Annotated in this window: 23 protein-coding genes; 8 read left to right on the top strand and 15 right to left on the bottom strand. The window is 68.6% G+C overall.

Features of this window, described 5'->3' with window-relative positions; all coding sequences use genetic code 11:
* Window positions 1-3: 3 nt before the first annotated feature.
* Window positions 4-1,242, bottom strand: a complete 1,239-nt coding sequence (locus KQ910_RS01965; RefSeq protein WP_216956639.1) for a Zn-dependent hydrolase — start codon at window positions 1,240-1,242, stop codon at window positions 4-6.
* Between the two features lie 90 nt (window positions 1,243-1,332).
* On the opposite strand from KQ910_RS01965, the gene KQ910_RS01970 reads away from it, so the two are divergent.
* Window positions 1,333-2,901: a GMC family oxidoreductase gene (locus tag KQ910_RS01970; protein WP_216956641.1), complete on the top strand. Its 1,569-nt coding sequence runs from the start codon at window positions 1,333-1,335 to the stop codon at window positions 2,899-2,901.
* Between the two features lies 1 nt (window position 2,902).
* Here KQ910_RS01970 and KQ910_RS01975 read toward each other — a convergent pair whose 3' ends face one another.
* Entirely contained in the window at window positions 2,903-3,286 is a 384-nt protein-coding gene (locus tag KQ910_RS01975) for a hypothetical protein (RefSeq protein ID WP_216956644.1), read from the bottom strand.
* A 159-nt stretch (window positions 3,287-3,445) separates the two neighbouring features.
* Window positions 3,446-6,097 (bottom strand): aminopeptidase N, encoded by a 2,652-nt coding sequence (pepN, locus tag KQ910_RS01980; protein ID WP_229600297.1) that lies wholly within the window; start codon window positions 6,095-6,097, stop codon window positions 3,446-3,448.
* A 43-nt stretch (window positions 6,098-6,140) separates the two neighbouring features.
* Here pepN and KQ910_RS01985 point away from each other — a divergent pair, with 43 nt between their 5' ends.
* From KQ910_RS01985 to KQ910_RS02010, 6 genes are read left to right on the top strand one after another with little or no spacing between them, the layout of a single operon-like run.
* Window positions 6,141-6,767, top strand: coding sequence for a hypothetical protein (locus tag KQ910_RS01985; RefSeq protein ID WP_216956646.1), 627 nt, complete (start codon window positions 6,141-6,143; stop codon window positions 6,765-6,767).
* Window positions 6,697-7,494 carry a response regulator transcription factor gene (locus KQ910_RS01990; RefSeq protein ID WP_216956649.1) on the top strand — a complete coding sequence of 266 codons (798 nt, stop codon included), beginning with the start codon at window positions 6,697-6,699 and terminating at the stop codon, window positions 7,492-7,494. Before KQ910_RS01985 ends, KQ910_RS01990 begins: the two co-directional genes overlap by 71 nt.
* Before the next feature lie 7 nt (window positions 7,495-7,501).
* The gene (locus tag KQ910_RS01995; RefSeq protein WP_216956651.1) at window positions 7,502-8,998 is read left to right on the top strand and encodes a sensor histidine kinase; all 1,497 of its coding nucleotides are present in this window, start codon (window positions 7,502-7,504) and stop codon (window positions 8,996-8,998) included.
* Window positions 8,999-9,021: 23 nt separating this feature from the next.
* A complete protein-coding gene (gene panB, locus KQ910_RS02000; RefSeq protein WP_216956653.1) occupies window positions 9,022-9,861 on the top strand; it encodes a 3-methyl-2-oxobutanoate hydroxymethyltransferase in 840 nt (279 codons plus the stop codon).
* A 17-nt stretch (window positions 9,862-9,878) separates the two neighbouring features.
* Window positions 9,879-11,519: a GMC family oxidoreductase gene (locus KQ910_RS02005; RefSeq protein ID WP_216956656.1), complete on the top strand. Its 1,641-nt coding sequence runs from the start codon at window positions 9,879-9,881 to the stop codon at window positions 11,517-11,519.
* The gene (locus KQ910_RS02010) at window positions 11,519-12,619 is read left to right on the top strand and encodes a carboxylesterase family protein (RefSeq protein ID WP_216956658.1); all 1,101 of its coding nucleotides are present in this window, start codon (window positions 11,519-11,521) and stop codon (window positions 12,617-12,619) included. Before KQ910_RS02005 ends, KQ910_RS02010 begins: the two co-directional genes overlap by 1 nt.
* A gap of 61 nt (window positions 12,620-12,680) precedes the next feature.
* On the opposite strand, the gene clcA is transcribed toward KQ910_RS02010, so the two are convergent.
* From clcA to cbiE, 7 genes are read right to left on the bottom strand one after another with little or no spacing between them, the layout of a single operon-like run.
* Window positions 12,681-14,051, bottom strand: a complete 1,371-nt coding sequence (gene clcA, locus KQ910_RS02015; protein WP_369408272.1) for a H(+)/Cl(-) exchange transporter ClcA — start codon at window positions 14,049-14,051, stop codon at window positions 12,681-12,683.
* Window positions 14,052-14,108: 57 nt separating this feature from the next.
* Window positions 14,109-14,747, bottom strand: coding sequence for a 5,6-dimethylbenzimidazole synthase (gene bluB / locus KQ910_RS02020; protein ID WP_216956659.1), 639 nt, complete (start codon window positions 14,745-14,747; stop codon window positions 14,109-14,111).
* A complete protein-coding gene (locus KQ910_RS02025; protein ID WP_216956661.1) occupies window positions 14,747-16,072 on the bottom strand; it encodes a cobyrinic acid a,c-diamide synthase CobB in 1,326 nt (441 codons plus the stop codon). The genes bluB and KQ910_RS02025 overlap by 1 nt, the downstream gene beginning before the upstream one ends.
* Window positions 16,069-16,854 (bottom strand): uroporphyrinogen-III C-methyltransferase, encoded by a 786-nt coding sequence (cobA, locus tag KQ910_RS02030; RefSeq protein WP_369408273.1) that lies wholly within the window; start codon window positions 16,852-16,854, stop codon window positions 16,069-16,071. The genes KQ910_RS02025 and cobA overlap by 4 nt, the downstream gene beginning before the upstream one ends.
* Window positions 16,851-17,612 (bottom strand): precorrin-4 C(11)-methyltransferase, encoded by a 762-nt coding sequence (gene cobM, locus KQ910_RS02035; protein ID WP_216956663.1) that lies wholly within the window; start codon window positions 17,610-17,612, stop codon window positions 16,851-16,853. The genes cobA and cobM overlap by 4 nt, the downstream gene beginning before the upstream one ends.
* Window positions 17,609-17,992, bottom strand: a complete 384-nt coding sequence (locus KQ910_RS02040; protein WP_216956665.1) for a cobalamin biosynthesis protein — start codon at window positions 17,990-17,992, stop codon at window positions 17,609-17,611. Before KQ910_RS02040 ends, cobM begins: the two co-directional genes overlap by 4 nt.
* Window positions 17,989-19,230, bottom strand: coding sequence for a precorrin-6y C5,15-methyltransferase (decarboxylating) subunit CbiE (gene cbiE, locus KQ910_RS02045; RefSeq protein WP_216956667.1), 1,242 nt, complete (start codon window positions 19,228-19,230; stop codon window positions 17,989-17,991). The genes KQ910_RS02040 and cbiE overlap by 4 nt, the downstream gene beginning before the upstream one ends.
* Window positions 19,231-19,244: 14 nt before the next feature.
* On the opposite strand from cbiE, the gene KQ910_RS02050 reads away from it, so the two are divergent.
* Window positions 19,245-20,000: a cobalt-precorrin-6A reductase gene (locus KQ910_RS02050; RefSeq protein ID WP_216956669.1), complete on the top strand. Its 756-nt coding sequence runs from the start codon at window positions 19,245-19,247 to the stop codon at window positions 19,998-20,000.
* Here the strand turns inward: KQ910_RS02050 and cobJ are convergent.
* Genes cobJ through cobN form a run of 5 tightly spaced genes read right to left on the bottom strand, consistent with a single transcriptional unit; the run spans window position 19,970 to window position 26,654 of the window.
* On the bottom strand, window positions 19,970-20,716 hold the full coding sequence (gene cobJ / locus KQ910_RS02055; protein ID WP_216956671.1) for a precorrin-3B C(17)-methyltransferase: 747 nt from the start codon (window positions 20,714-20,716) through the stop codon (window positions 19,970-19,972). The genes KQ910_RS02050 and cobJ overlap by 31 nt on opposite strands.
* Complete coding sequence (locus KQ910_RS02060) at window positions 20,713-21,471, bottom strand: precorrin-2 C(20)-methyltransferase (RefSeq protein WP_216956673.1); 759 nt, start codon at window positions 21,469-21,471, stop codon at window positions 20,713-20,715. The genes cobJ and KQ910_RS02060 overlap by 4 nt, the downstream gene beginning before the upstream one ends.
* Window positions 21,468-22,100 (bottom strand): precorrin-8X methylmutase, encoded by a 633-nt coding sequence (locus KQ910_RS02065; RefSeq protein WP_216956676.1) that lies wholly within the window; start codon window positions 22,098-22,100, stop codon window positions 21,468-21,470. The genes KQ910_RS02060 and KQ910_RS02065 overlap by 4 nt, the downstream gene beginning before the upstream one ends.
* Window positions 22,093-23,319 carry a precorrin-3B synthase gene (cobG, locus tag KQ910_RS02070; protein ID WP_216956684.1) on the bottom strand — a complete coding sequence of 409 codons (1,227 nt, stop codon included), beginning with the start codon at window positions 23,317-23,319 and terminating at the stop codon, window positions 22,093-22,095. Before cobG ends, KQ910_RS02065 begins: the two co-directional genes overlap by 8 nt.
* Window positions 23,316-26,654, bottom strand: a complete 3,339-nt coding sequence (gene cobN, locus KQ910_RS02075) for a cobaltochelatase subunit CobN (protein ID WP_216956686.1) — start codon at window positions 26,652-26,654, stop codon at window positions 23,316-23,318. The genes cobG and cobN overlap by 4 nt, the downstream gene beginning before the upstream one ends.
* Between the last annotated feature and the right edge of the window lie 3 nt (window positions 26,655-26,657).

Raw genomic sequence — 26,657 nt, forward strand, 5'->3', positions numbered from 1 at the left:
AGCCTAGCGATTCGCCCGCGTCACCGCGGCGTTCAACAGGAGATTGGCGCCAGGCACCGAACGCGTGAGTTCGATCGCCTCGTTGACGTTGTGGCTGATGCCCTCGAAGCAGGGCGTGAAGATCATCGCCGTCGGCGCCATCGTCGCCACCGCATAGGCGTCATGACCGGCCTGGCTCCTCATCTCGCGATAGGGCAGGCCGAGTTCCTTCGCCGTCGATTTCAGCAGCTCGATGCATTCGGGCGCGAACAGCTCGCTGCCCCAGCTCCAGCCCTCGGCGACCTCGATCTCGACATTGGCCTTCTTTGCCGCGGCGGCGATGGCGGCATCGACCTCGGCGCGCATCGCCTTGAAGCGGTCGGCGTCGATATGGCGGAAGTCGATGGTGAGCTTCACCTGCTCGGCATAGGTGCCGGCGAGGTTGGGAAAGCTCTCGATGCGCGTCGTCGTGGTGCGGCCCTCGTCGGCGGCAAAAGCGAGGCCGATATCGTTGACCGCGGCGATGACATAGCCGGCGCCGACCAGCGCGTTGCGCCGCTGTGCCATCGGCGTGCCGCCGGCATGCCCGGTGTCGCCGTTGATCGTGAGCCGCAGCGCCTGGGTCTTGTAGCCGCCGACCACGATGCCGACGTCGCAGCCCTCGCGATCCAGCACCGGAGCCTGTTCGATATGCAGCTCGAGATAGGCGTCGAAGGTCCGTCCCACCGGCGCGGGGCCGGCATAGCCGATCTCGTCGAGCGCCTGCTCGACCGTGATGCCGGCATCGTCGGTGGTGGCCAGCACGCTCTCCAGCGGCAGGACACCGGCGAAGGCCATCGAGCCCATCATCGGCGGATTGAAGCGCGCGCCTTCCTCGTTGGTCCAGCAGATCACCTCGATGCCGCGCCTGGTCTGCAAGCCACGGTCGTTCAGCGTGCGCACGACCTCCAGCCCGCACAGCACGCCCAGGATGCCGTCGTAGCGGCCGCCGCAGATCTGCGTGTCGAGATGGCTGCCGATCGCGACCGGCGGCAACGACGGATCGGTCCCCGGGCGGCGCGCAAAGATGTTGCCGAGGCGATCGATCTCGACGGTGCAGCCCGCCGTCTTAGCCCACTCGACGAAGAGATCGCGCATCTGCTTGTCTTCGGCCGACAGAGCAAGGCGGCGCAAGCCGACATCGCGGAAGCGCCCGATCTCGGCCGATCGTTCGAGGCTCTCCCACAGGCGTTCGGGATTGACCTCCAGGACGTTTGCGACCATGCGGCGCTCCTTTTGCGTGCGGCTTTCTCGGTGGGCGGTGGCATTCTAACCAAGAAGCGTGCCATCCGTCGGAACAACGAGATGCGAAACATGGACGAAGAGTACGACTACATCATCATCGGCGGCGGGTCCGCCGGCGCGACGCTCGCGGCCAGGCTGACCGAGGACCCGGCGCTGCGCGTCCTGCTGCTCGAGGCCGGCCGCGACTTCCGCACCGCCGAGACGCCGCATCACCTTCGCATCCCGAACCCGCTGCGCGCCATCGGCGACGACAACTACCGCTACCCGAAGCTGCTGGCGCGCCGCACCGAGCGACAGGAGCCGAAGCTGCTGTGGCGCGGGCGGGCGATCGGCGGCAGTTCGACCATCAACGGGCAGATCGCCATCCGCGGCATTCCCGAGGATTTCGAGGACTGGGCCTCCATGGGCGCGACGGGCTGGGGCTGGGAGGCCTGCCTCCCCTACTTCCGCAAGCTTGAAACCGACGTCGATTTCGGCGACGCGCCCTATCACGGCAACAGCGGCCCCCTGCCAGTCTATCGCGCGCCCATCGATCAATGGGGCACGGTCGACCGGGCGCTGAGAGAGACGGCGCTGGGTCTCGGCTATCCGTGGTGCGAAGACCACAATGCACCGACCGGCACCGGCGTCGGACCCTACGCGATCAACAGCCGACAAGGGCTGCGCATCTCGACCAACGACGGCTATCTCGAGCCGGCGCGTGGGCGCTCCAACCTCACGATCGTCGGTGAGGCGATCGTCGACACGCTGCAATTCGAGGGCAATCGCCCTCATGTCAGTGGCGTGCACGTCAATGTGGGCGGCGAGGCGCGAAACGTCCGAGCACGCCGCGAGGTTATCCTGTCGGCTGGCGCCATCCATTCGCCGGCGATCCTGCAGCGCTCCGGCATTGGCCCGCGCGCGGTGCTCGACGGCCTCGGCATCGCGACGGTCGCGGAGCGGCCGGTCGGCGAACATCTGCTCGACCATCCGATCCTCGGCCTCATGCTCGAGCTGCGCGATGACGCACGCGTCAGCACGCTGATGCACCGCCATACCAACTGCTGCCTGCGCTACTCCTCCGGCCTCGCGGGCGCCGGCGTCAACGACATGATCATGATCGCAGGCAACCTGCGGCCCGAGGAGGACGGCGGCACCGCGCGGGCGCGGCTCGCCGTCTCCGCCTTCCAGGCCTTCAGCGAAGGCACGGTGCGCATCACCTCCCGCGATCCCGCCATCGACCCACAGGTCGACGAACGCATGCTGTCGGACGAAAGCGACCTTATGCGCATGCGCGACGGCGTACAGCGCATGCGCGACCTCTGCCGGCAGCCCGCCTTCAGGGCGATCTCGACCCGCGTCGAGTACGGCGCGACGGGACGCTCGATCGAGGACCCGTTCGAAGCAAAGGCACTGGACGACTGGATGTTCGACGAATGCTCGGACGCGCAACATGCCAGCGGCACCTGCCGCATGGGCGCGGCAGACGATCCTCGGTCGGTGGTCGATCCGGACTGCCGCGTGATCGGCTGCACGGGATTGCGCGTCATCGACGCGTCGATCATGCCGACCGTCGTGCGCGCCAACACGCACTTCACGACGGTCATGATCGCCGAGAGAATGGCGGACGAGCTGAAACGGGCTCGTCCGCGCCCGTGAACTACCGGGGCAGGTCTTTGGCTCGCACCTTGTTCAGGGCCTCGGCGCAGTTCTGGCCCTTCATGGGCGCACGGATCTTCCAGCACATCGTCTCGTCGTCCCGCGTGACGCCCGAGTTGCAGAAGAAGACGTCCTTCTTCTTCTGCAGCCATACGCCACCGGGAACGGCCGCCTTGATCTCGTAGGCATCGGACAACAGATCCGACGTGGAGATCCCGGGCGCCTCCTGATGCTGCGAGGCGCAGGTCGCTTCGCCTGGCATCGTAGTTTGCGGGATGGCTGCAGTTTGTGGTGCCTGCGGGCCGGCCGACGGGCCGGTTGCAGTCGTCTGAGCATAGGCAACGGCGCCGAGGGCAAGCACAGCAGCGCCCACAGCCGAAATCATCAATTTCGTCTTCGTTTTCATGGCTTTAGACCCCAAGGTCCCGACCCGGCGCCCCACGCGCCGGTCCGGAACTAAATTTCCCACACACTAGAAAGCTAAGCCTGCAGTCTTACAGCAACCTTTCATGATGGCAGTCAAGATGAAAATATGAACGCTGAATCAGGAAAGGCTCTTGGAAGCGATCTCGTAGACGTCCCGTGACAGCCCTTTCTCCTGCACGATCCGGGTCAGTTCACGCTTCATCAGGGTCTGTCGTTCCCCGTCGTAGCGCCGCCAGGAGCCGAGCGGCGACAGCAGCCGCGCCGCGATCTGCGGATTGAGTTTGTCCGTGGCCAGAACCTGATCGGCGAGGAACCGATAACCGCGCCCGCCGGCCGCGTGGAACTGGACGGGATTGCCCGACGCGAAGGCGCCGACCAGGGAATAGACCCGGTTGGGATTCTTCCGGTCGTACGAGGGATGCTCGACGAGTCGCTCGACCCGTTCGAGCGTGCCCGCGGTGGGGGTCCGTGCCTGGATGCCGAACCACTTGTCGAGGACCAGCGGCTCGCCCTTCCAGCGCTCCCAGAACGAGGCGAGCGCCGCCTCGCCCTCGGCGCTGCCCAGTTCGGCCAGCACCGCGAGGCCCGCGACCTGCTCCGTCATGTTGCCCGCCTTCTCGAAATACTCGACGGCCCGTCGCCGCGCGGCCTCGCCCTTGTCGGTCGACAGGTAGGCGAGCGCCGTGCTGCGCAGGCGGCGGCGCCCCACCTCCTCCGGCGTGAAGCGGTAGGGGCCGCTCCCGTGAGCGGCGTCGTAGACGGAGCTCCAGCGATCGGCGAGCTGATCGGACAGGACCGACCGCACGCGCTGCTGGGCGGCCCACAGCCCCTCGATGTCGATCGAGGGCATCAGCTCGCCCAGGAAGGCGAGCCCGGGCAACGTCACCGCGTCGGCGATGAACGAGCGGTCGAGCCGCTGATCGTCGAGGGTGCGGCGGATGGCGTCGACGAACAGGTCCGACACGACCATCGGCTTGCCCGCCTTGCGCGCCTCGACCAGGTCGAGGATCAGCCGGGCGCCGAGCTGCTGGCCGGCTTCCCAGCGCGCGAAGGGATCGCTGTCGTGCGCCATGAGGAAGGTGAGTTCCTCCTGCGAGCGCGGCGCCTCGAGCTTCACGGGCGCCGAGAAGCCGCGCAGCAGCGAGGCCACCGGCTTCTCGGGCACATCCTCGAAGACAAATACGTCGCGAGGATTGCGCACGTCGAGCACGCGCGTGGTACCGCCCGCCGTCGCTTCCCCCGCGAGCTTCAGGGGCAGATCCCGCCCCGCACCGTCGAGCAAACCCACTGACAACGGAATGTGCATCGGCTTCTTGTCAGGCTGACCCGGCGTCGGCCGCAGGCTCTGCGCGACCGTCATCGTGTAGCGCCGTGCGGCCGCATCGTAACTGCCCTCGACCTTGAGGTCGGGCGTGCCGGCCTGCGCGTACCACAGACGGAACTGCGCGAGGTCGACGCCCGATGAATCCTCCATCGCGCTCGCGAAGTCGTCGCAGGTGACGGCCTGACCGTCATGGCGCTGGAAGTAGAGATCCATGCCCTTGCGGAAACGATCCGGCCCCAGCAGCGTGTGCATCATACGCACCACCTCGGCGCCCTTCTGGTACACGGTCGCAGTGTAGAAATTGTTGATCTCGATATAGGAATCCGGCCGCACCGGATGGGCCATCGGCCCGGCATCCTCCGGGAACTGCGCGGCGCGCAGGCGACGCACGTCGTCGATCCGCGCATCGGCCGCCGAGCCCATGTCGGCGGAGAATTGCTGGTCGCGCAGGACGGTCAGTCCTTCCTTGAGGGAAAGCTGGAACCAGTCGCGGCAGGTGACGCGGTTGCCCGTCCAGTTGTGGAAATATTCGTGACCGATGACGGCCTCGATCGAATGATAGTCGAGGTCGGTCGCCGTTTCCGGATTGGCCAGCACGAGCTTCGAATTGAAGACGTTCAGCCCCTTGTTCTCCATCGCACCCATGTTGAAGTCGTCGATGGCGACGATCATGAATGTGTCGAGGTCGTATTCGAGTCCGTACACGTCCTCGTCCCACTTCATCGACTTCTTGAGCGATTCCATCGCGTGCTCGCAGCGCGGCACGTCGCCGGGACGGACGTAGATGCGCAGCGCCACCTCGCGCCCGGAGCGGGTCGTGAACCGGTCCTCCAGGCAGTCGAGCGATCCGGCGACCAGCGCGAAGAGATACGACGGCTTGGGAAACGGATCTTCCCAGGTCGCGAAGTGCCGGCCGCCGTCCAGCGGGCCGCTGTCGATCAGGTTGCCGTTGGACAACAGCACCGGCGTCAGCGACTTGTCGGCCACGATGCGGGTCGTGTAGCGCGCCATCACGTCGGGACGGTCGAGGAAGTAGGTGATGCGGCGGAAGCCCTCGGCCTCGCACTGCGTGCAGAAAAGTTCGCGCGATTTATAGAGACCGGTCAGCTCGGTATTGTCCTGCGGCCGCGAGCGCGTCGCGATCTCCAAGGTAAAGCTGTCGGGCACGCCGCGGATCGTCAGCGTCTCCGGCGTCACCTGATGATCGACCGGCCGGCCATCGAGGCGGACCGACACAAGGTCCATCTTCTTGCCGTCGAGCACCAGATCGGCGGGCTTCGACGCGGCCCCGGCATTGCGCCTCACCGCAAGACGCGACACGACGTTGGCTGCTTCAGGCGAAAGCACAACATCGAGATCCACGGTCTCGATCAGGAACGGTGGCGGCGTATAATCGACGCGACGAATCGTGCCGGGGGCGGTGGTCATGTCCTTGCTGATATCCATGGAATCCTCAATACGACGGCCGTTGTCCGCGCGGAAACCGGGCTTGCCCGACATGACGACCCGCCGCAATCCCGAAGGCGCGCCTTCCGGGCACGACTCCGTGCCCCAAACCTGCCACACGGCCAATCTAGGCCTGTCGGCAGGCTTCTCGCGGATGCGAATGACGATTGGACCTTTGGCGATAAGGACCCTGGGCGTGGGATTGAGCGTATTGCTTCTCTCCGGCTGCGAGGTGTGGAATGCCGCGCGAAGCGATCTCGCAAGCTTTGGCTCATCGCCACCGCCGCCCGCACCTGCGGCGCGCAGGGCACCGCCCCCCCAACCCGCCACGCGACCGGCAAAGCCCGCGGCCACGCCGGTCGCCGCGGCGGTCGAGCCTTCGCCACCGTCTCCTGCACCTGCGCCGGCAACAGCACCGGTGCTCACCGGCTATCGCGAGTCCGAGCTTCGGGCGATGCTGGGGCCGCCCACCAGTGAGGAGAATCGCCCTCCCGGCAAGCAGTGGCACTACCGCAACGGCAAATGCACCCTGGACATCCAGCTCTATCCGGATGTCGAAACCAAGCAGTACGGAACCCTCGCGTACAAGGTGAAGAGCGATGACGACACAGACGAAGGACGACGGCTCTGCCTGGCCCAGCTCCAATCCAGGCTTCCCGCCGGACGCTGAGGTCGAGACCGGCCGGCGCGTACGCATCGCCTTCGTGGAGGACGATGACGATTTCCGCGAGGCCGCGAGCGGCGAACTGGGCGACCACGGCTTCGACGTCGCGGCGTTCCGCGACGGCACCGGCCTGGTCGAGTTCCTGGAGACCGCCGGCGACATCGAGATCGTCGTCCTCGACTGGGGCCTGCCGCGCGTCTCGGGCATCGACCTGCTGCCCAGGCTGCAGCGCGCGGGCATCAACCTGCCGGTGGTGTTCCTCACGGGACACAGCGAGCCCAACTACGAGCAGCTCGCGCTCGACCGCGGCGCCATCGATTTCGTCGACAAGTCGCGCGGCGTGCCGATCCTCGCCCGCCGCCTGCGCCTGATCGTCGACCGCGCCGACAAGCCGATGTCGGCCGACGGCGACGGCAATTTCCATTGCGGCCGGCTGCTGCTGAAGCCCGCGGTCAGCCGGGCGCTCTGGGACGAGACCGACCTCAACCTCACCGTCACCGAATTCAAGATCGTCCATGCGCTCGCCTCCAACATCGGCAGCTACGTGAGCTATCGTTCGGTCTACGACTGCATGCACTATGTCGGCTTCATCGCGGGGAGCGGCGAGAATGGCTACCGCACCAACGTCCGCTCCTGCATCAAGCGCATCCGCAACAAATTCCGCGCCATCGATCCCGAGTTCAGCGAGATCGAGAACTACCAGTCTTTCGGCTACCGCTGGGGCAAGGAATAGCGCTCCGGTGCTGCGCCGCCTCGCCGCCTCGCTCACGCTGAAGCTGGTGGCGCTGATCGGATTGTTCGTGGCGCTGCCGATCGTGCTCTACGGGCAGTTCGAGAGCGCCGACAGCCAGATGCAGATCCTGGTGACGCGTGCCATCCAGGACCGCAGCGCGCTGATCGCCGAGGCGCTGGCGCCGGTGCTGCGCGACACCGACCCTTCGGAGCCCATGAATCTCAACCGCGAGCTCGCGAAGTATGCAAGCAGCGGCACGGTTCTGAAGCTGATGTACCAGCCGCCCGACGCCCGGACGGCGAGCCGGTTCTATCTCGTGGCCTCGGCGCCGCCGCTGGGGCCGGAAGCGGTGACGGCCGAGCTCGAGGAGCTGGGCCAGCGCGGCATCCTGCAGCGCCTGTCCGAGGCCTGCACCTGGAACGCCTCCGACGAGATGCGCTACAGCCGTGCCGACGGCACGGTCGAGTTGCTGACCTCGATCATCCCGATCCGCGCCCGCGGCAACTGCTGGATCCTGACGACCACGCACGTTGCCTCCGAATTCCTCGACACCTCGATCGGCCGGCCCTACTGGCAGACGCGCGAGGTCCGCATCGCCGCCGCGATCTATCTCGGCGGCGCGCTGCTCGCCGTGCTGGTGGCGCTCGGCATCCGCCTCAGCCTGCGCCGTTTCCGTAACGTGGCCGACGAGATCGCGCTGGGCCGTGCCGTCGATGCGACCTTCGTCCAGCGCAACACCGTGCCCGAACTGTCGGGCGTGGCCCGCGACTTCGACCGGCTGGTCCACGAATTGCGCCGCGTGTCGCGCGAGATCCGCCAGTCGGCCGAGGACAATGCGCACTCCTTCAAGACGCCGCTGGCCGCCGTGCAGTCGGCGCTGCGTCCGGTGAAGCGCGCCGTGCCGGAGCAGGACCAGCGGGCGCGGCGGGCGCTCGAGATCATCGAGTCCTCGCTGGCCCGCCTGCTCGCCCTGGTGAATGCCGCACAGCGTCACGACATAGGAACCGCCGACCTGATCGACGCGCCGCGCGTGCCGACCGACCTGGCGCCACTGGTCGAGGATGCGGCCCGCCATTTCCGCGAAATTCTCGCCGCGCGCGACATCGGACTCTCGGTCAGGCTCGACCGCGGCGCTGTCGTGCGCACCGCGACGGGCATGATGGAGATCGTCCTGCAGAACGTGCTGGAGAATGCCATCAGCTTCTCGTCCCCCCGCACGACCATCGCCGTTTCGCTGCGCGTCTCGCCCGACACCGTCGCCCTCACCGTCGACGACGAGGGACCGGGAATCGACCCCGAGAAACTCGACAGTGTCTTCCAACGATACTTCTCTTTGCGCCCCGAGGATGGCATAGGCAGCGACCGTGCCGTCGAGCATTCGGGCCTCGGGCTCTGGATCGTTCGGCGCAACGTCGAGGCCTTGGGCGGCCAGGTCGTCGCCCTCAATCGCCCCGGTGGCGGTCTGTCGATCGGGATGCGGCTGCCCCGCGCTGTCATCCATTAGTTGCCGTCGAAAGGTTTGAGATCATGAGCGCCGTCACTTCAGCCAGAAGAGTGAGCACGCCGCAGATCCGCGCCCGCAAGGGCGGCGAGCCCATCGTGTGCCTGACCGCCTACACGACGCAGATGGCGCGGTGGCTCGACCCGCATGTCGACCTGCTGCTGGTCGGTGATTCGCTCGGCATGGTGGTCTACGGCTTCGACAGCACCCTTCCCGTAACGCTCGACATGATGATCGCGCATGGTTCGGCCGTGATGCGCGGCGCCGCGCATGCCTGCGTGATCGTCGACCTGCCGTTCGGCAGCTATCAGGCCAGCCCCGAGCAGGCGTTCCACAGCGCCGCCCGCGTGATGTCGGAGACCGGCGCCAGCGGCGTGAAGCTGGAAGGCGGCGAGGTCATGGCCGGGACAGTCCGCTATCTCGTGCAGCGCGGCATTCCGGTCTGCGCCCATGTCGGGCTGATGCCGCAGGCCGTGAACGTGGCCGGCGGCTTCAAGGCGACCGGCCGGTCCGACGAGGAGGCCCGGCAGGTGACGCGCGACGCCGAGGCGATGGCCGAGGCCGGCGCCTTCGCCGTCGTGCTGGAAGGCACGCTGGAGCCGGTCGCGGCCGCCATCACGGCTTCGATCTCCATCCCGACCATCGGGATCGGCGCTTCGCCCGCCTGCGACGGCCAGATCCTGGTGTCCGAGGACGTGTTCGGCCTGTTCAGCGATTTCACCCCGCGGTTCGTGAAGCGTTATGCCGACCTCGGCCCTCGAATCGCGGAAGCGGCCGCCGCCTATTCAGCCGACGTGAAGGCCCGTCGTTTTCCCGCGATGGAGCATTGCTTCCTACCCAAATCCGGTGGTCAATCCCGTCAATAGGGAAGGAAGCGACGGGAATGGAGAGTTTCGACTACGTGATCGTGGGCGCCGGCTCGGCGGGCAGCGTGCTGGCCAGTCGGTTGAGCGAAGATCCCAGCGTCACGGTCTGCGTACTGGAAGCCGGTCCACGCGACTGGCATCCCTTCATCCATATCCCGGCCGGCTTCATGTACACGCTGGTCGATCCCAAGGTGAACTGGCTCTACAAATCCGAGCCCAGCGAATGGACTGGCGGCCGGGCGATCGCCGCACCGCGCGGCAAGACGCTGGGTGGCTCCAGCTCGATCAACGGCCACATCTACAATCGTGGCCAGCGTCTCGACTTCGACGGCTGGGCACAGCGCGGCAATCGCGGCTGGGGCTATTCCGACGTGCTTCCCTATTTCCGCCGCAGCGAGAACCGCATGGCGGGCGACGCCGATGCCACCTTCCGCGGCAGCGAGGGCAACCTGCCGATCACCGATCTCGAATGGCGCGATCCTTTGTGCGAGGCCTTCATCGAGGGCGCCGTGGAACAGGGCATCCCGCGCAACCCTGATTATAACGGCACGAAGCAGGCGGGCGTGAGCTACGTCCAGCGCATCATCAGGAACGGCCGCAGGGTCAGTGCCGCGCGTGGTTATCTTCATCCCGCCATGTCGCGGCCCAACCTCACGGTGCGCACCCACGCACAGGCGACCTCGGTCGTGCTCGAGGGCAAGCGCGCCGTCGGCGTGCGCTACCGCAAGGGGGGCCGCAACGGCACGCCGATGGAAGTGCGCGCCCGGAAGGAAGTGATCCTGAGTGGCGGCACGGTGAACTCGCCGCAGCTCCTGCAGATCTCGGGCATCGGCCCCGCACCGCTGCTGAAGTCGCTCGGCATCGAGGTGAAGCACGAGCTGGCCGGCGTCGGCGAGAACCTGCGCGACCATTACGCGCCGCGCTTCGTCGCCCGTGTGAAGAACGCCACCAGCATCAACGAGCGGTCCAAGGGCCTGCGCCTGGCCGGCGAGGTCCTGAAATACGTCACGACGCGCAAGGGCCTGCTGACGCTCAATCCGACGCTCATCTACGTCTTCTGGAAGTCCGACGAGAGCATCGAGAATTACGACCTCCAGCTCACCTTCACCCCGGCGAGCTACAAGGAAGGCGTTCAGTCGACGCTCGACGATTTTCCCGGCATGACCATCGCCTCGTGGCAGCAGCGCCCCGATTCGATCGGCTACGTTCGTGCCCGTTCCGCCGACCCGTTCGAGCATCCCGTCATCCAGCCGAACTATCTGGGCGCGGAGAGCGACCGGCGCGTGCTGCTCGCCGGCATGAAGCTGGCGCGGCGGCTGCTGGGCTCGAAGGCGCTCAGCAAATACTACGACCGCGAGGAGTTTCCCGGTTCGCAGAAGCAGTCGGACGCCGACCTGCTGCAGGCCGCCAAGGAGCGCGGCACCACGACGTTCCATCTGATGGGTTCGTGCCGCATGGCGCCGGACAACGATCCGACCGCCGTCGTCGACGACCAGCTTCGCGTGCGTGGCCTCGAAGGACTGCGTGTGGTCGACGCCTCGATCATGCCAACCATGCCTTCGGCCAACCTCAACGCCTCGGTGCTGATGATCGCGGAGAAGGCGGCCGACATGATCCGCGGCAAGCAGCCGCTCGATGCGACGATGCTGAAGGACTGATGGCCGAAGAGGACGCCATCGACGCCCTCTCCGCGCTGGTGCCGGCAACGCTGCGCGCGCTGCACGCCATCGAGTTCGCGACCCGTCATCTATCGCCGCACACCCTGCCGCAGATCCTCGAAGCCCTGGCCGGCCGCAACGACGATCTTGGCCCCGCTCTCGCCGCCTCGCGCGCCCTCGACTGGCCAAGGCGGCTGGCTCCGGTGCGCGATCATCTGGAACGGGCGGCGGTGTTTGCCGGCGAGGCGATCCAGGGTCTGCTCGCCGCGCCCGAGGCGCCGCAGCCTATCGTCGCCGCCTATCGCGCCCTGCGTGGCTACCCGCGCGCCTGCGAGTCCCTCTATCCGCTGTCTCCATATCTCCGACCCGTCAGCAACTTCTTCCTCGAACAGGAAGCGCGCGCCGACGCCGACCTGCAGGCGCGCCTCGCTGCCGCCGATCCGACGCGCGAGGGCGTGGGCTTCATGCACATCGCCGGACCGTCGGGAACGCGCGGCGCCTTCTCGCTCTACGTTCCTGAGTATTACGACGCCGCGAAGAGCTGGCCGCTGGTCGTGGCGCTGCATGGCGGCAGCGGCAATGGCGGCGCCTTCCTGTGGAGCTGGGTGCGCGAGGCCCGTACGCGCGGCTTCATCGTGCTGGCGCCGACGGCGGCTGGCGCCACCTGGTCGCTGATGGAGCCGGAGATCGACGGGCCGCGCATCGACCGCATGGCCGAGGATGTGACCAACGACTGGAACATCGACAGCTCGCGCCAGCTCCTCACCGGCATGAGCGACGGCGGCACCTTCACCTACGTCATCGGCCTGCGCGGCGACTGCCGGTTCACGCACCTCGCGCCGGTCGCCGCCAGCTTCCATCCGATGCTGATGACCTTCGCCGACGCGGATCGCCTTCGGGACCTGCCGGTTCACATCATCCACGGCACGCAGGACTGGATGTTTCCGCCCGAGATGGCGCAGGGCGCGCAACGCGCGCTGGAGCAGGCCGGCGCCGACGTGACCTATCGCGAGATCGCCGACCTCTCGCACACCTACCCGCGCGACGAGAATGCGCGGATTCTGGATTGGTTTTTGCCCACCGTGTCATCCCGAGCGTAGCGAGGGATCCTTAGCGGGCGCCGATCAAGGATCCCTCGCTACGCTCGGGATGACACCGGGTCTAAGCGCCACGTCCGTCGTCCGTGCCGACCGGGGCCGGCACACTGTTCTCGGCGCGCGGCGGGACCGCCTGGCCCGAGAGTCGCAAGGTGCGCTCCAGCAAGAGCTCGTAGAGCGGCCGGCCGCCCAGCGCCTGCGAGACCGCATTGGCCGTCACGCAGGTCACGATCAGCGGCAGGATGAGCGCGTAGCCGTTGGTCAGTTCGGCGGCCAGCACGACGCCGACCAAGGGCGCGCGGATGGATGCGGAGAACAGGCCGCCCATTGCGGCGATCACGAAAGCGGCGCCCGCCAGTGGCGGTACCGGTACGAACGTCTGGAGCAGCCATGCGGCGATCAGGCCCACCGTGGTGGCAAGTGTCAGCAGCGGCGCGAAGATGCCGCCAGGGACACCGACCGGATAGCTCAGCATTACACCGACGAAGCGCAGCAGGCAGAGCAGCAGCAGCGTCGTGATCGGCAGGTTCGCGGTCACGAGGCCCGGGATCAGCAGTTCGCCGCCGCCGACGGCTTGTGGCAGCACGAGCGCCAGCACGCCGATGGCAGCGCCGACCACGAGCGCCGGCACGAACGGCACCTTCCGGAAGGTTGTCCCCACCCAGTCGAGCAGGAAGAGCAGCGTGTTGTTGAACACGATGCCCAGCCCGCCGAGGAACACGCCCAGTACCAAGAAGGCCGGCAGCAGCGACAGCGGCATCTCGGCATTGTCGAGCCTGAGCTGCGGTGCCGTGCCGCCCACCAGCTCCATGCCGATGGCGCTGGCGGTCGAGGCGATGATGACGGCGGTGTAGGAGCGCAGCGTGTAGCGGAACTGCTTGCGCGTCTCCTCGATCACGAAAAGGATCGCCGCCAGCGGCGCATTGAAGGCGGCGGCGAGGCCGGCCGCGGCGCCGGCCGCCAGAAGGCCACGCAATTCCACCTCGCTGAGCTTCAGGCGCTCGGCAATCGCCTGCGCGATCGACGCGCCCATGTGGATGGTCGGCCCCTCGCGTCCCGCCACGAGACCGGACGAGAGCGCCAGCACGCCACCCACGAACTTCACCGGCAGGACGCGCCGCCAGCGTACCTCGCGCAGCCCTTCCATCGCGCCTTCGATTTCCTGCACGCCGCTGCCCGCCGCTTCGGGTGCGACGCGGCGCGTGAGGAAGAAGGCAGCGACCAGCGCAACCGCGGCAATCGCCGCCGCAGCCGCCATGGTGAGGGGGCCGTGTCCCATGTACGCCACCAGCCACGACGGCCAGCGGACGAGCGTATCGACGACGAGATGGAAGCCGGCACCCAGGACACCGGTGGCCAGCCCGCACAGGGCCGCCAGCGCATACAAGGCGGCATCGGAGATCGATTGGCCCGCCGGTCGATCTCCTGAAGTCACGCGCCGCCTCCAATAGTGAGAGGCAATAATGCCCGGCGAGGACAGGGTGTCAAAGCGTCAGCGCGTAAAGACCACGTCGGAAAGATCGCTGCGCACTTCCCAGTGATGCCGTTCGAGCTCGGGATCGAGATGCTCCTCGGCCGGGAAGCCGAGGCAGAGATAGGCCACGAGGTTCCAGCCGGCAGGCACGTCGAGCGCCTGCGTCACCTTCTTCGGATCGAGGATTGAAACCCAGCCCATGCCGATTCCATCGGCGCGCGCCGCGAGCCACAGGGTCTGGATGGCGGCCACGACCGAGTAGTGCAACGTCTCGGGCATGGTTTGTTGTCCAAGCCCGCTGCCGGTATGCGTGCCGTCGTCGGAGAAGACCGCGAGATGAACTGGCGCTTCCTTGAGGCCGGCGAGCTTGAGCCCGGCATAGATCGCATGCTTCTCGCCACCATAGCCGGCCAGCGCCTTCTCGTTGGCCTGCGTAAAACTCTCGACCACGGCGCGCCGGCGCTCGGCCGACTCGACATGCACGAACCGCCACGGCTGGCTGAGGCCGACCGACGGGGCGTGACTAGCCACCTCGAGCAGCGTGTCGATGCGCTCGCGCGCCACCGGATCGGTGCGGAACCGCCGCACGTCGCGCCGCCACAGGACGAGCTGGCGAAACTCGGCCCGGAAGGCCGCGTCGAAATCGGGATGCGTCATCAACTCCACCGATCGATTGCATGAAAGAACGTGCCGCTCACGGAGCCGCGTTGCGCCCCCGCTTCCGGCACCGCCGCGCCGTTCGCATCGCGACACTCGACGAGCGGTGCATCGCCTGTCGACTGGATGCTGGCATAGTGGAACTCGTGACCAGCCACCTCGTCGCCCCGAGCGCCCAGTACGCCGTTCGTCACGAGACGGGCGCGGCGATAGCCGAGATGCAGTCGACGCCTGGCAAACGAGGTTTCGACGTCCAGAAACCCGAGCATCGCGTGTCTCGTTCCGCCTGCATCGACAAGCCCCTGCCCCAGCACCATGTAACCGCCGCACTCCCCGTGGACCGGCACCGACTGCGCCGCCAGCGCCTTCATGCCGGCGGCAAAACGGCCGGCCGCGGCCAGCGTTCCCGCATGCAGCTCGGGATAGCCGCCGGGCAACCAGACCGCGTCCGCCGCAGCGTCCGGCGCTTCGTCGGCGAGCGGCGAGAATGGCAGGATTTCCGCGCCCGCCCTGCGCCAGCTTTCCAGCAGATGCGGATACATGAAGGAGAAAGCGCGGTCCTGCGCCAGTGCGATGCGCTGGCCGGGCGGCAGCAGGCCCCGCGCGGCCTCAATCGAGCCCGCTCGGGCCGTCCGGGCGCTCGCTTCGATGGCATCGAGATCGAGCGACGCCTCGACCGTATCGGCGAGTATGTCGAGGCGGTGCACGATGTCGGGCAGTTCGACGGCCTGCACGAGGCCGAGATGTCTCTCGGGCAGGGAAAAACCCGCATTCGACGGCAGCGCGCCGAACAGCTTCAGGCCGGCGCGTTCGAGACCCGGCGCGATCATGCCGACATGCCGTGCGCTCGCGGCACGATTGAGGATGACGCCCGCCACCTCGACATCGTCGCGATAGCGCGCAAGGCCGCTTGCGATGGCCGCCGCCGTCTCGGCCTGGCCCGACACGTCGAGCACCAGCGCCACGGGCCATCCCGTCAACGCCGCGAGATCGGCCGTCGCACCGCGTGCCGTCTGTCCCCGTTCGGCCACGCCGTCGAACAGGCCCATCACGCCTTCGACGACCACGAGGTCGGCCGAAGCGCCGTGACGGGCCACGAGTCCGGCAAGCGTCCCCGGTGACATCGCCCAGGTATCGAGGTTGAAGCTCGGCCGGCCGGTCGCCGCCGTGTGGAAGGCCGGATCGATGTAATCCGGCCCGCACTTAAAGGGCTGCACGGAGCGACCGCGGCGCGCGAGCGCGCGGATCAGGCCCGAGGCGATCGTGGTCTTGCCGGCACCCGAGCGCGCCGCCGCGACGATCAGCCCGCGCGGCCTCTCGCTCATGACCAGCCGACCATCGACGCGAACACCTCTTTGCGCAACGCGGCGATCTCTCCGATGACGGCAATGCAGGGCGAGCCGAGACGGTGATGCTGCGCGTCCGCCGCCAGCGCATCGAGGCGGCTTTCGACGATGCGCTCGCCATCGACTGTCGCCGACTGGATCAGCGTCGCGGGTGTTTCGGCTGCAAGTCCGCCCCGTTGCAGCGCCGCCACGATCTCCTCGAGCTGCGTCATCGGCATGTAGAGAATGAGCGGCTGGCCGAGCCGGCCCAGGGCCTCCCAGTCGGCGGTGGACTGGCCCTCGGCGCGATGGCCCGCCGCCAGCACGACGGCGTGGTTGGTGTCGCGCGACGTCGCGGGAATGCCGGCGAGTGCGGCACCGGCAAGCCCCGCCGTCAGGCCGGGAATGATGCGGAAGCGAAGCTGCGCCTCGCTGAGCGCCGTCACCTCGTCCCAGCCGCGGCCGAACACGAAGGGATCGCCACCCTTCAGGCGCAATACGCGCCGCCCAGCGCGCGCGCGGTCGATCAGCAGCGCGTTGATCTCATCCTGCTTCGGCGAAGGCTTGCCGCCGCGCTTGCCCGCCGGCAGCAGCACCGCGTCCTTGCGCGCCAGACGCAGCACGCGCGGATCGACCAGCGCGTCATGCACGATATCGTCGGCGACCGTCACGGCGTGCAGTGCCAGCACAGTGAGGAGCCGCGGATCGCCGGGGCCGGCTCCAGCCAGCCACACTTCTCCTGGTGGGAATTCCGGCAGGTCGGGGAAACCGTCCAGCGTCACGCTCCACGGCCCCGGAAGCGCCTCTGATAGGCGGCGTCGTAAAGCGCGCTGTTCCGGAAATCGCGTGCGCCCAGAACCTTGCCGACGAGGATCAACGCCGTGCGCTCGATCGGCGCCTTCGCCACTTCATCCGCGATCGTTCCGAGCGTGGCGCGGATCACGCGCTCGTCGGGCCAGGTCGCACGATAGACGATGGCCGCGGGACAGGCCGCCCCATAGTGCGGCGTCAGCTCCGCCACGATCCTGTCGAGCACATGGATCGAGAGATGCAGCACGAGCGTGGCGCCAGTCGCGGCATAGGAGGCGAGCTTCTCTCCTCCGGGCATCGCCGAGGCGCGGCCGGAGGTCCGCGTCAGCACCACGGTCTGCGCCACTTCGGGCAAGGTGAGTTCCTGTCCCAGCGCGGCGGCTGCGGCCGCGAATGAAGGAACGCCCGGCGTCACCGTGTAGGGAATTCCCTCTGAGTCGAGGCGGCGAAGCTGCTCGCCGAGCGCGCTCCAGATCGACAGGTCGCCGGAATGAAGGCGCGCCACATCCTGCCCGGCCTCGGTCGCGCGGCGGCATTCCGCGACGATCTCGTCGAGCGACAGCGGCGCGGTATCGACGATGCGGGCGCCCGGCGGGCAATGGTCGAGCAACGCCTTCGGCACCAGCGAGCCGGCATAGAGGCAGACCGCACAGCGCGCGATCAGATCGCGCCCGCGCACGGTGATCAGGTCCGGCGCACCTGGGCCGGCGCCGATGAAATGGATGGTCATCGTCCCTCTCCGATGGCGATGGCGCAGGTCGCGCGCTCGGTCGCCACGCGCGTGCCCAGCAACCGGCCCTCGCGGCCCGCCACCACCAGCGCCGACGCCTCGGCGATCGACGGCAGTCCCTTGGCCTTCAGCACCAGCTTCGACGGCGTGAGCACGCGTCCCGCGACACGATCGAGATCGTCGACCGTGCAGGCGACCAGCCTCACGGAAAGCCGGCGCGCCACTTCGGCGAAAACCGGATCGGTCGCCTTCTCCGATTCGGTCGCAACCGAATCGAGGCGCTCCACCGGCAGATCGAACATGCCGAGCGCCATGCGCACGACCCGCTCGATCTCGTCGGCCGACGTCTCGCGCCGGCAGCCCACGCCCGCGACGATCATGGTTTCCCCGCCCGCCATTGGGTGACCGGCGCGGCGTGGCGCCAGACGAAGACATTGCCGCTCCCGGCGCGGCCGGCCTTGGCGACCTGCAGCCGCGTGATTTCTCCACCATGCCGCTCGAAGCAATCGATCAACCGAGCCTCCGACTGCAGCGACACGGCGTTGGCAACGATGCGCCCACCGGGCTTCAATGCATTCCAGGCGGCGTCGAGCAGGCCGGGATCGGAGAGGCCACCGCCGACGAAGATCGCGTCGGGCGACGGCAATCCGTCGAAAGCCGCCGGTGCTGGCTTCCGCACGATCTGCAGGTCGGGCGTGCCGAGCGTCGCGGCGTTGCGCGCCGCCCGCGCCGCTCGCTCCGCGTCCTCCTCGATGCCGATGGCACGCAGCGAGGGATGGCGCAGCAGCCATTCGATGGCGACCGAGCCCGCGCCCAGCCCGACATCCCACAGCAGTTCGCCCTGCTGCGGCGCCAGGGAAGAAAGCGTCACCGCGCGAATGTCACGCTTGGTGAGCTGGCCGTCGTGCTCGAACAATGAATCGTCGAGACCGGGCGCCAGCGTCACGATCTTCGCATCGGCCGCGGCTGCGACCTGCAGCGCAATGATGTTGAGGGCAGCGACCTCCGTGAGGCCGAAGGACCGCGCTGCCGTAGAACGGATGCGCTCGCGTGTACCACCCAGCGCTTCCAGAACCGCGAGCGTCGAGGCGCCCATGCCGCGCGCCGTCAGCAACTGGGCAAGACGAGATGGCGTTGCGCCATCCCATGACAAAGCGAGAATGCGCGCGCCAGGCTGGAGATGGCGGACGATGCCTTCCAGCGCGCGGCCGTGCAGGCTCACCAATGCGACGTCCTGCAACGACCAGCCCAATCGAGAGGCGGCGAGGCTGAACGACGATGGCTGCGGCAGGCAGATCGTCTCATCGGCGGAAATCGATCGCAGCAGCATCTCACCGACGCCGTAGTGGAAGGGATCGCCGCTTGCCAGCACGACGACTGGCCGGCCGCGCATCGCCAGAATGTCACTCATTGCGCCGGCAATCGGGCTGGGCCAGGCGAGAGACCGGCCACGGATCAGACCACCCACGAGCTCCAGGTGACGCTTGCCACCCACCACCAGCTCTGCCGACGACACGAGTTGGCGCGCCACGGAAGACAGACCGTCGATCCCATCCTCACCGAGACCGACGATGGACAGCCATCGCGCGGCCGGGCAGGTTGCGGCCCCGCTCGTCATCGCCCGGCCCCGACATGCGCGTTCTCATCCTCGGCGGCACCACCGAAGCCTCCGCGCTGGCCCGTCGGCTCGCCGACGACACGCATTTCGAGGCGACGCTGTCGCTGGCTGGCCGCACGGCGCAGCCCGCGCCGCAAGCCTTGCCCACGCGCATCGGTGGCTTCGGCGGAATCGACGGACTCGTGCGCCATCTGCGCGACGAGAAGATCGTGGCCGTCATCGACGCGACCCATCCCTATGCCGACCAGATGTCGGCTCATGCCGTCGCGGCCTGCGGCCAGGCCGCCGTTCCGCTGGCTTCGCTGGTCCGCGCGCCGTGGACGCGACAGGCCGGAGACGAGTGGATCGAAGTGGTCGATACGCAAGCCGCGGCAAACGCCATCGGTCGCAATCCACGGCGCGTGTTCCTGGCGATCGGCCGGCAGGAGCTGCCGGTCTTCGCCGACGCGCCACAGCACCACTATCTCGCCCGCGTCATCGACGCGCCCGCCGGCGATGCGTTGCCGCCCAACCTGACTCTCGTGGAGGCGCGCGGTCCGTTCGATCTTGCGGCCGAGACCGCACTGCTGCGCGACCGCAGGATCGAGCTCGTCGTATCCAAGAACGCCGGCGGCGACGCGACCTACGCCAAGATCGAAGCCGCGCGCGCGCTTGGCGTGCGGGTCATCATGATCGCGCGTCCGCACAAGCCAGCCGGCTACGTCACGGCGACGCCGGAAGACGCTGTTGCCTGGCTGGATCACGTCAGGCGCTCGCTGCGCGGCGTGTAGACCCAGCGACCGACCGTGCGTGTCGTGCTGGCGCCGACGATGACCAGGGTGCGCATGTCGGCCACGGACGGATCGGCCGTTGCCAGCGTCGCCGCGACCACCTTTGTCTCCGCCGTTCCCGCGGCGCGCACGAACAGGACGGGCGTCGTACCCGACTTCACTTGCCGCAGCAGGTCGAGCGCCATGCCGAGCTGATGCGGCCGCGCCTTCGAGGCGGGATTGTAGAGCGCGATCACGAAGTCGGCTTCGGCCGCCGCATTCAGGCGCCGCTCGATGGTCGACCAGTTCTTGAGATTGTCCGAAAGCGAGATCGCGCAGAAATCGCCGCCCAGCGGCGCGCCCGCTTCCGCCGCCGCCGCCAGCATCGCCGTCACGCCGGGCTCTACGCGGATGTCGAGCGTCCGCCAGGCCGGATCGCCGTGTTCCACCGCCTCGAACACCGCCGAGGCCATGGCGAAGACGCCGGGATCGCCGCCCGATACCACGACGACCTGACGGCCAGCGGCGGCGAGCGACAGGGCATGGCGCGCGCGATCGAGTTCGACGCGGTTGTCCGAGGCGTGGCGTTGCTGGTCCGCGCGCGTCGCGGGAATGCGATCGAGATAAGGCCCGTAGCCCACGAGGTCGGAGGCCCGATCGAGGACCGCGCGCGTCGCGGGCGTCATCAGCTCGGCCTTGCCCGGGCCCGTGCCGACCACGGTCAGCGAGCCGCTCACAGCTGCCGTCCCCGGCCGGCGATCAGGACCATGGCGAAATAGGCGCCGGCGGGATCGCCGCACTCGGCCAGCGGCGCGATCCGCTCGCCCGGCATGGTGCCGCGCTCGACATAGACCGCGCGCGACAGCAGGCCGGCCGCCTCGACGGCGCGCCGCACCTTTCCGAGATGGCGGCCCACTTTCATGATCACCGCGGCATCGGTGTTGCGCAGCCGCTCCACGAGCTGATCTTCGGCGAGCGTGCCCGGCAGCACCGCGAGCGTGTCGTCCCCCCAGGTGATCGGCAGGTTGGCGCGCGTCCAGCAGCCCGACATGCCGGTGACGCCGGGAACGACCTCGACCGGAAACGTCTCGGCGAGACGCCGCCACATATGCATGAACGAGCCGTAGAAGAACGGATCGCCCTCGGCGAGCAGACCGACCGACTTTCCGCTTTCGAGCAGGGCCGTGAGCGAAGCCGAGGCTTCGCGATAGAAACGGATCATCTGCGACTGGTAGTCGGGATGCTCCGCCGGAATTTCGTCGGTGACCGGATATTCCAGCCGCAGTTCCTGCCGCGCCGTGCCCATCAGCGGCGTCACGATGCCCCGCGCATTGCCCTGACGACCACGCTTGGCGAAGAAGGCGACGACGTCGACCGTCCGCACCAGGCCGGCGGCGCGCAGCGTGAGATAGCGCACGTCGCCCGGACCGACGCCGATGCCGTAGAGCGTGCCCGGCGCGGCGGTGCCCGCGATCGCATCGAGACTGGTCATTCGATGTCACTCGCCAGCGCATTGATCGCGGCCGCCGTCATGGCGCTGCCGCCGCGCCGGCCGCGCACGACCAGGAACGGCACGCGCCCGTCGGCCGCCAGCGCCTCCTTGGATTCCAGCGCGCCGACGAAGCCCACCGGCACGCCGATCACCGCGGCCGGCAGGGGCGCGCCCGCGTCCAGCATTTCGAGCAGGCGGAACAGCGCCGTCGGTGCGTTGCCGATCGCGACAACCGCGCCGCCGAGACGATCGCGCCACAGCTCCATCGCCGCGGCGGAGCGCGTATTGCCGAGCTTCTGCGCGAGGGCGGGCACCGAGGGATCGTCGAGCGTGCAGATCACGTCGTTCGCCGCGGGCAGGCGCGCGCGCGTGACGCCGTTGGCCACCATCTTCGCATCGCACAGGATCGGTGCGCCGTCCTTCAGCGCCTGCCGCGCCACCTGGGCGAAGCCGCGCGACATGTCGATGTCGCGGGCGATCTCGGGCATGCCGCAGGCGTGGATGAGGCGAACCGCCACGCGTTCCTCGACGGGATCGAAGCGCGCAAGATCGGCTTCGGCGCGGATGATCGCGAAGGAGCGGCGGTAGATCTCCGCGCCGTCGCGCACATAGTCGCGCGGCTCAGCCATGGTTCGCATCCCGCAACAGCGATTCAAGGTCGGCCGGACCGATCGTGCGTTCGGCCTCGTCCCTCGTCGTACCGTCGCGCACGACGCCGTATCGTCCGGCCTCGCCCACCAGCACGAGATCCGACGGCGCGGAGCGTGCGCAGCCCTTGGCACAGCCGGACACGTGGACGGTGCCGCCGAAGCGACGCTCGGCCACGAGCCGGGCGAGACGACGCGCATCGCCGCGCGCATCCACCGTGCCCGATGCGCAGGCCGGCGCGCCGGGGCAGGCTTCGATGCGCAGCAGCGGATCGCGGTCGTCGACGATCATTCCGATCGACCGTGCGCCGTCGAGCAACTCCTGGCCCGCAGCGGCATCGCGCACCCGCATGTAGAGCGTCCGCCACGGCGACAGGCGCAGATCGCGCGCGCCCGCCATCATCGCCAGATCGGCGAGACGCCGGAGCTGTCCCGCCTCGAGCCGGCCGAACGGCGCCGCAACGCCTGCGGCATCGTCCACGAGACCGATGACGCGCCCCCTCGCCTGCCCGAGCGGCGGCAGCGGCTGCAGCTTCGGCGACACGGCCAGCCGCAGCTTGGACAAGGCGGCAGCGGACAGAGTACGCAGGCGCGTGCGCGGCACGCATTCCAGCACCGCCTGCATCGCCGTCACGACCAGATCGACCGCGTCGCGCGAGGCACAGGCACCGAGCCAGCGTGTCCCGTCGGGCGTATCGATGCCAAACGCGACGAAGCCCGATGCAACCCGCAGACTGATGTCGGCGCGCTCATCCGCAATGGACACCGGTCCGCCATCGTCGACCAGGACGCCGAACTTCGCGGGAAGCCCGCGCAGACGCGGATCGCCGGCGAGAATTTCCTCGAGCCGGTCGGCGATGCCGTAGGCAACGGATCCGCGCTCGGCGAGCGGCGCCACCATCACGTTGCGCACAGCCTCCGATGCGGCATCGTTGTCGAGCAGCCCGAACCGGCCCAGTTCGGCCTGCTGCTCGTCGAGGCGGCTGTCGCTAAGGCCGCGAATCTGCAGGTTGGCGCGCCGCGTCAGGTCGATATGCCCGTTCCCCAGTCGCTGCGCGGCATCGGCCAGCATGCGCGCAGCATCAAGGTCGAAGCGACCGACGCGCGGACGCACGCGCACGATCAACCCGTCGCCGCTCTGCATCGGCCGCAGAGCGCCGGGGCACCAGCCTTTCCTCAGGATCGCCGCGGCCGTGCTCATCTCGGGCCTTCATCGACCGGTCGCGCTGGCCGCGCAAGGCCGATCGCGCGCGTCAGATCGCGCTCCACCGCATTGCGCCGCGTCATCCAGAGACCGCGGTCGAGCGCATCCCTGAGGCGCGCCGCGATGGCCGCGACCGCCGCCGGATTGCGTGCCGCCATGGCGTCGAGAACGGCCTCGTTGGCGATCAGCGCGGCATGGGTGGCGTCGAACAGCGGGCCGGGCACGATCTCCGCGGTCGCGGCGAAGGCATAGAGCGCATCGACCGACTGGGCGATCTCGGCCACGCCCCGGTGGCCGTGGCTCAACATGCCCTGGATCCAGCGCGGGTTGGTGAGGCGGCCGCGCACGATGCGGGCGATTTCCTCCGCCAGGCGCCGCGCGCGCGGCTTGGCCGTATCGCTTGTGTCGAGATGATAGAGTTCGGGAGCGTTGCCCAGCAGTGCCGCCGCCGCCGCGAAGCCGCCGGCAAAATCGGCGACGCCGTCGCCGTCGAGCACGTCGCGCTCGCGATCATCCTGCGGATGCACCAGCAGATCGGCCGTCGACACGAGGCTGCGAAAGCCGGGCCCGGCCTCGCGCACCGGCTCGACACCGCCATAGGCATGGGTCACCGCGGCGAGATAGATCTCCCCGAGATCGGCCTGCGTCTTCCACGCCCCGTCGAGCGCCACGTCACCCGCCTGGGCGCCATAGTTGCCCGGCGCGGCGCCGAAGATGCGCGACAGGTCGGCGCCCGCGCGGCGCGCCGCCGCCAGCGGATTGTCCTCGTCGGGCTCGTCTAGTTCGGCGACGCGCCGCACGGCCATGTCGAACAGGGCGATCTGCGTCTCGAAGATGTCGCGGAACAGGCCCGAGATACGCAGCGTCGCGTCGATGCGCGGCCGGTCGAGCGTGGCGAGCGGCATCACCTCGATGCCGGTGACGCGGCTCGAGGCGGCATCCCAGACGGGTCGCACGCCGAGATAGGCCAGCGCCTGCGCGAGATCGTCGCCGCCGGTGCGCAGCGAGGCCGAGGCCCAGAGATCGATCACCAGCGCGCGCGGCGGCTCGCCATGGTCCTGCAGATAGCGCCGCACCACCTCGTCGGCGGAGCGCGCGCCGATGGCCGCCGCAGTACGGGTCGGGATGGCGCGCGGATCGATCGACGTAAGGTTGCGGCCGGTCGGCAGAACATCGGCCCGGCCGCGCGTCGGCGCACCGGCGGGACCGGGTGCAACGCGACGACCGGCGAGCGCAGCCAGCAGGCCCGCGCGCTCGCGAACGGCGCTCAGGCGGATCGGCGCATCTTCGCCGCCCATCGTGGCCGCAAGCTGCGCGATCTTCGCCTCATCCGGCAGCGTGCCGTACACATGCAGTCCCTCGCGGATGCTCAGTTCCTTGATGTCGCAGAGATGGGCGTCGAGCTTGGCCACCGCCTCGCGGCTGGGCTCGTCCTTCACCAGACCGCATTCGGCCGCGAGCCCGCCGCTCCAGGCGCGCTCCACGATCTCTTCTTCGAGATGGCGCAGGCGGCGGCTGTCGAGTCCATCGGCCGCGGCATACTCCTCGATGATGGCTTCCATCTCCGCCAGCGCGCCGTGCAGTCCTGCGGCGCTGAGCGGCGGCGTCAGATGGCCGATGGTGACGGCGCCCAGCCGGCGCTTGGCCTGCACCGCCTCGCCTGGATTGTTGACGATGAAGGGATAGATCACGGGCAGCGGCCCCAGCACCGCCTCGGGCCAGCAGCCGGCCGACAGCGCCAGCGCCTTGCCTGGCAGCCATTCGAGCGTGCCGTGCGTGCCGAGATGGATCATCGCATCGATCCGCTCCTGCTCGCGCAGCCACGCGTAGAGCGCAACATAGGCGTGTCGCGGCGGGCAGTTCATGTCGTGGTAGCCCGTCTTGCGGTCCTGCACCGTGCCGCGATCGGGCTGCAGCAGCACCATGACCTTGCCGCAGCGCAGGACGGGCAGGCGGAACCCCTCGGACGCCTCCCCCCACGTCTCCGCAAGATCGCCCTGGAGCGAGCCCGGCAGTTCAGAAAGCCAGCGCCTGTACCTGTCGAGCGATATGTCGACCCAATCCGCGTCGCCCGCCAGCAGCCTCTCGACGTCGGCCACCTGCCAGTCGAGGCCGCCGACATCATAGCCCTCGGCGCACAGCAGCCTCAGGATCCCGACCACGCTGGCCGGCGTGTCGAGGCCAACCGCGTAGCCGGTCCGTCCGCCGCGCGCGGGATAGTCCGACAGGACCAGCGCGAGCCGGCGTTCCTGCGCGGGCGTGGCGCCGAGCTTCGCCCAGGCCGCCGCCAGCCGCGCCACATAGTCGATGCGATCGGGCTCGGGCTCGTGATGCACGCGGCTGAATTCGAGCGCCGCGTCGGGTTCGGCCTCGGCCTTGAAGGAGATGGCGCGCGTCAGCAGCCGTCCGTCGAGTTCGGGAAGCACGACGTTCATGGCGAGATCGGCGGGCGCGAGCCCCCGCAGCGAGCCATCCCAGGCCTCGCGCGCGCTACCCGAGAGCACGACCTGCAGCACCGGCACACCGGCGCCGTCGAGCACCGTCGTATCGTCGTCGCGCATCGCGGAGAAGGCCGTGGTGTTCAGGACGATCGCGGGCTTGCGCTCGCGCAGAAGCGCTTCGAGCGGCGTCGCCGCCGCCGGATCCTTCAGGCTGCTCACGGCCACGCCGAGGGGGGCCAGGCCGCGCGCGTCGAGCGCCTGCATCAACGCAGTGACCGGCGCGATGTCGGCGGCCATCAGGTTGGCGCGATAGAACACGACGAGGGCCATCGGCCGTACGTCATCCGCCGCACCGAGAACGGTCAGGGGGCCGACCGGCTCGGGCGGCAACCACGCAATATCCCGGCCCAGCAGGCTCGCGGCGTAGCGCAGCGCCTGCCGCAGGTTCGCCGCGCCCCCCGCCCGGAAGTAACCGTCGAGCCGTTCGAGCCGGTCGGACGCCAGAGTGGAGACGGCGACCAGCCGCGGATCAGACCTGTCATCGCCCGGAAGCGCGGCCAGCAGCACGCCGTTGTCGCGCGCCGCATCGGCAATGCGCTCGAATCCGTAGCGCCAGTAGTCGAGACCGCCCAGCCCGCGCACGATCACCAGCCGCGCTTGTGAGATCACCTGCTCGACATAAAGATCGACCGACATTGGATGGCGCAGCTTCTTCAGGCTGGCCAGCCGCAACGTCGGCAGCAGATCGCTGTCCAGCCGCCACGCCGCCGCAAGAGCCGAGAGGTCGCTGTCGGAAAAGGAGAGCACGACGATCTCGCCCGGCGACTGAGCGAGATCGACGGCGGCGTCGGCCTCGTCGAGTGTCGCGAGTTGGGTCGCCAGGACGTGCATCTG

Origin of the sequence: Reyranella humidisoli, assembly GCF_019039055.1 — a bacterium.
Lineage (GTDB): Bacteria > Pseudomonadota > Alphaproteobacteria > Reyranellales > Reyranellaceae > Reyranella > Reyranella humidisoli.

Coding starts and splice junctions, on each gene's coding strand:
- cobM (WP_216956663.1), bottom strand. CDS start 17,612: ATGACCATCCATTTCATCGGCGCCGGCCCAGGTGCGCCGGACCTGATC.
- KQ910_RS02050 (WP_216956669.1), top strand. CDS start 19,245: ATGCGCGTTCTCATCCTCGGCGGCACCACCGAAGCCTCCGCGCTGGCC.
- cobN (WP_216956686.1), bottom strand. CDS start 26,654: ATGCACGTCCTGGCGACCCAACTCGCGACACTCGACGAGGCCGACGCC.
- KQ910_RS01975 (WP_216956644.1), bottom strand. CDS start 3,286: ATGATTTCGGCTGTGGGCGCTGCTGTGCTTGCCCTCGGCGCCGTTGCC.
- KQ910_RS01970 (WP_216956641.1), top strand. CDS start 1,333: ATGGACGAAGAGTACGACTACATCATCATCGGCGGCGGGTCCGCCGGC.
- KQ910_RS02025 (WP_216956661.1), bottom strand. CDS start 16,072: ATGAGCGAGAGGCCGCGCGGGCTGATCGTCGCGGCGGCGCGCTCGGGT.
- bluB (WP_216956659.1), bottom strand. CDS start 14,747: ATGACGCATCCCGATTTCGACGCGGCCTTCCGGGCCGAGTTTCGCCAG.
- KQ910_RS02010 (WP_216956658.1), top strand. CDS start 11,519: ATGGCCGAAGAGGACGCCATCGACGCCCTCTCCGCGCTGGTGCCGGCA.
- KQ910_RS01990 (WP_216956649.1), top strand. CDS start 6,697: ATGACGACACAGACGAAGGACGACGGCTCTGCCTGGCCCAGCTCCAAT.
- panB (WP_216956653.1), top strand. CDS start 9,022: ATGAGCGCCGTCACTTCAGCCAGAAGAGTGAGCACGCCGCAGATCCGC.
- cobG (WP_216956684.1), bottom strand. CDS start 23,319: ATGAGCACGGCCGCGGCGATCCTGAGGAAAGGCTGGTGCCCCGGCGCT.
- KQ910_RS01965 (WP_216956639.1), bottom strand. CDS start 1,242: ATGGTCGCAAACGTCCTGGAGGTCAATCCCGAACGCCTGTGGGAGAGC.
- KQ910_RS02065 (WP_216956676.1), bottom strand. CDS start 22,100: ATGGCTGAGCCGCGCGACTATGTGCGCGACGGCGCGGAGATCTACCGC.
- cbiE (WP_216956667.1), bottom strand. CDS start 19,230: ATGACGAGCGGGGCCGCAACCTGCCCGGCCGCGCGATGGCTGTCCATC.
- KQ910_RS02040 (WP_216956665.1), bottom strand. CDS start 17,992: ATGATCGTCGCGGGCGTGGGCTGCCGGCGCGAGACGTCGGCCGACGAG.
- KQ910_RS02005 (WP_216956656.1), top strand. CDS start 9,879: ATGGAGAGTTTCGACTACGTGATCGTGGGCGCCGGCTCGGCGGGCAGC.
- KQ910_RS02060 (WP_216956673.1), bottom strand. CDS start 21,471: ATGACCAGTCTCGATGCGATCGCGGGCACCGCCGCGCCGGGCACGCTC.
- pepN (WP_229600297.1), bottom strand. CDS start 6,097: ATGGATATCAGCAAGGACATGACCACCGCCCCCGGCACGATTCGTCGC.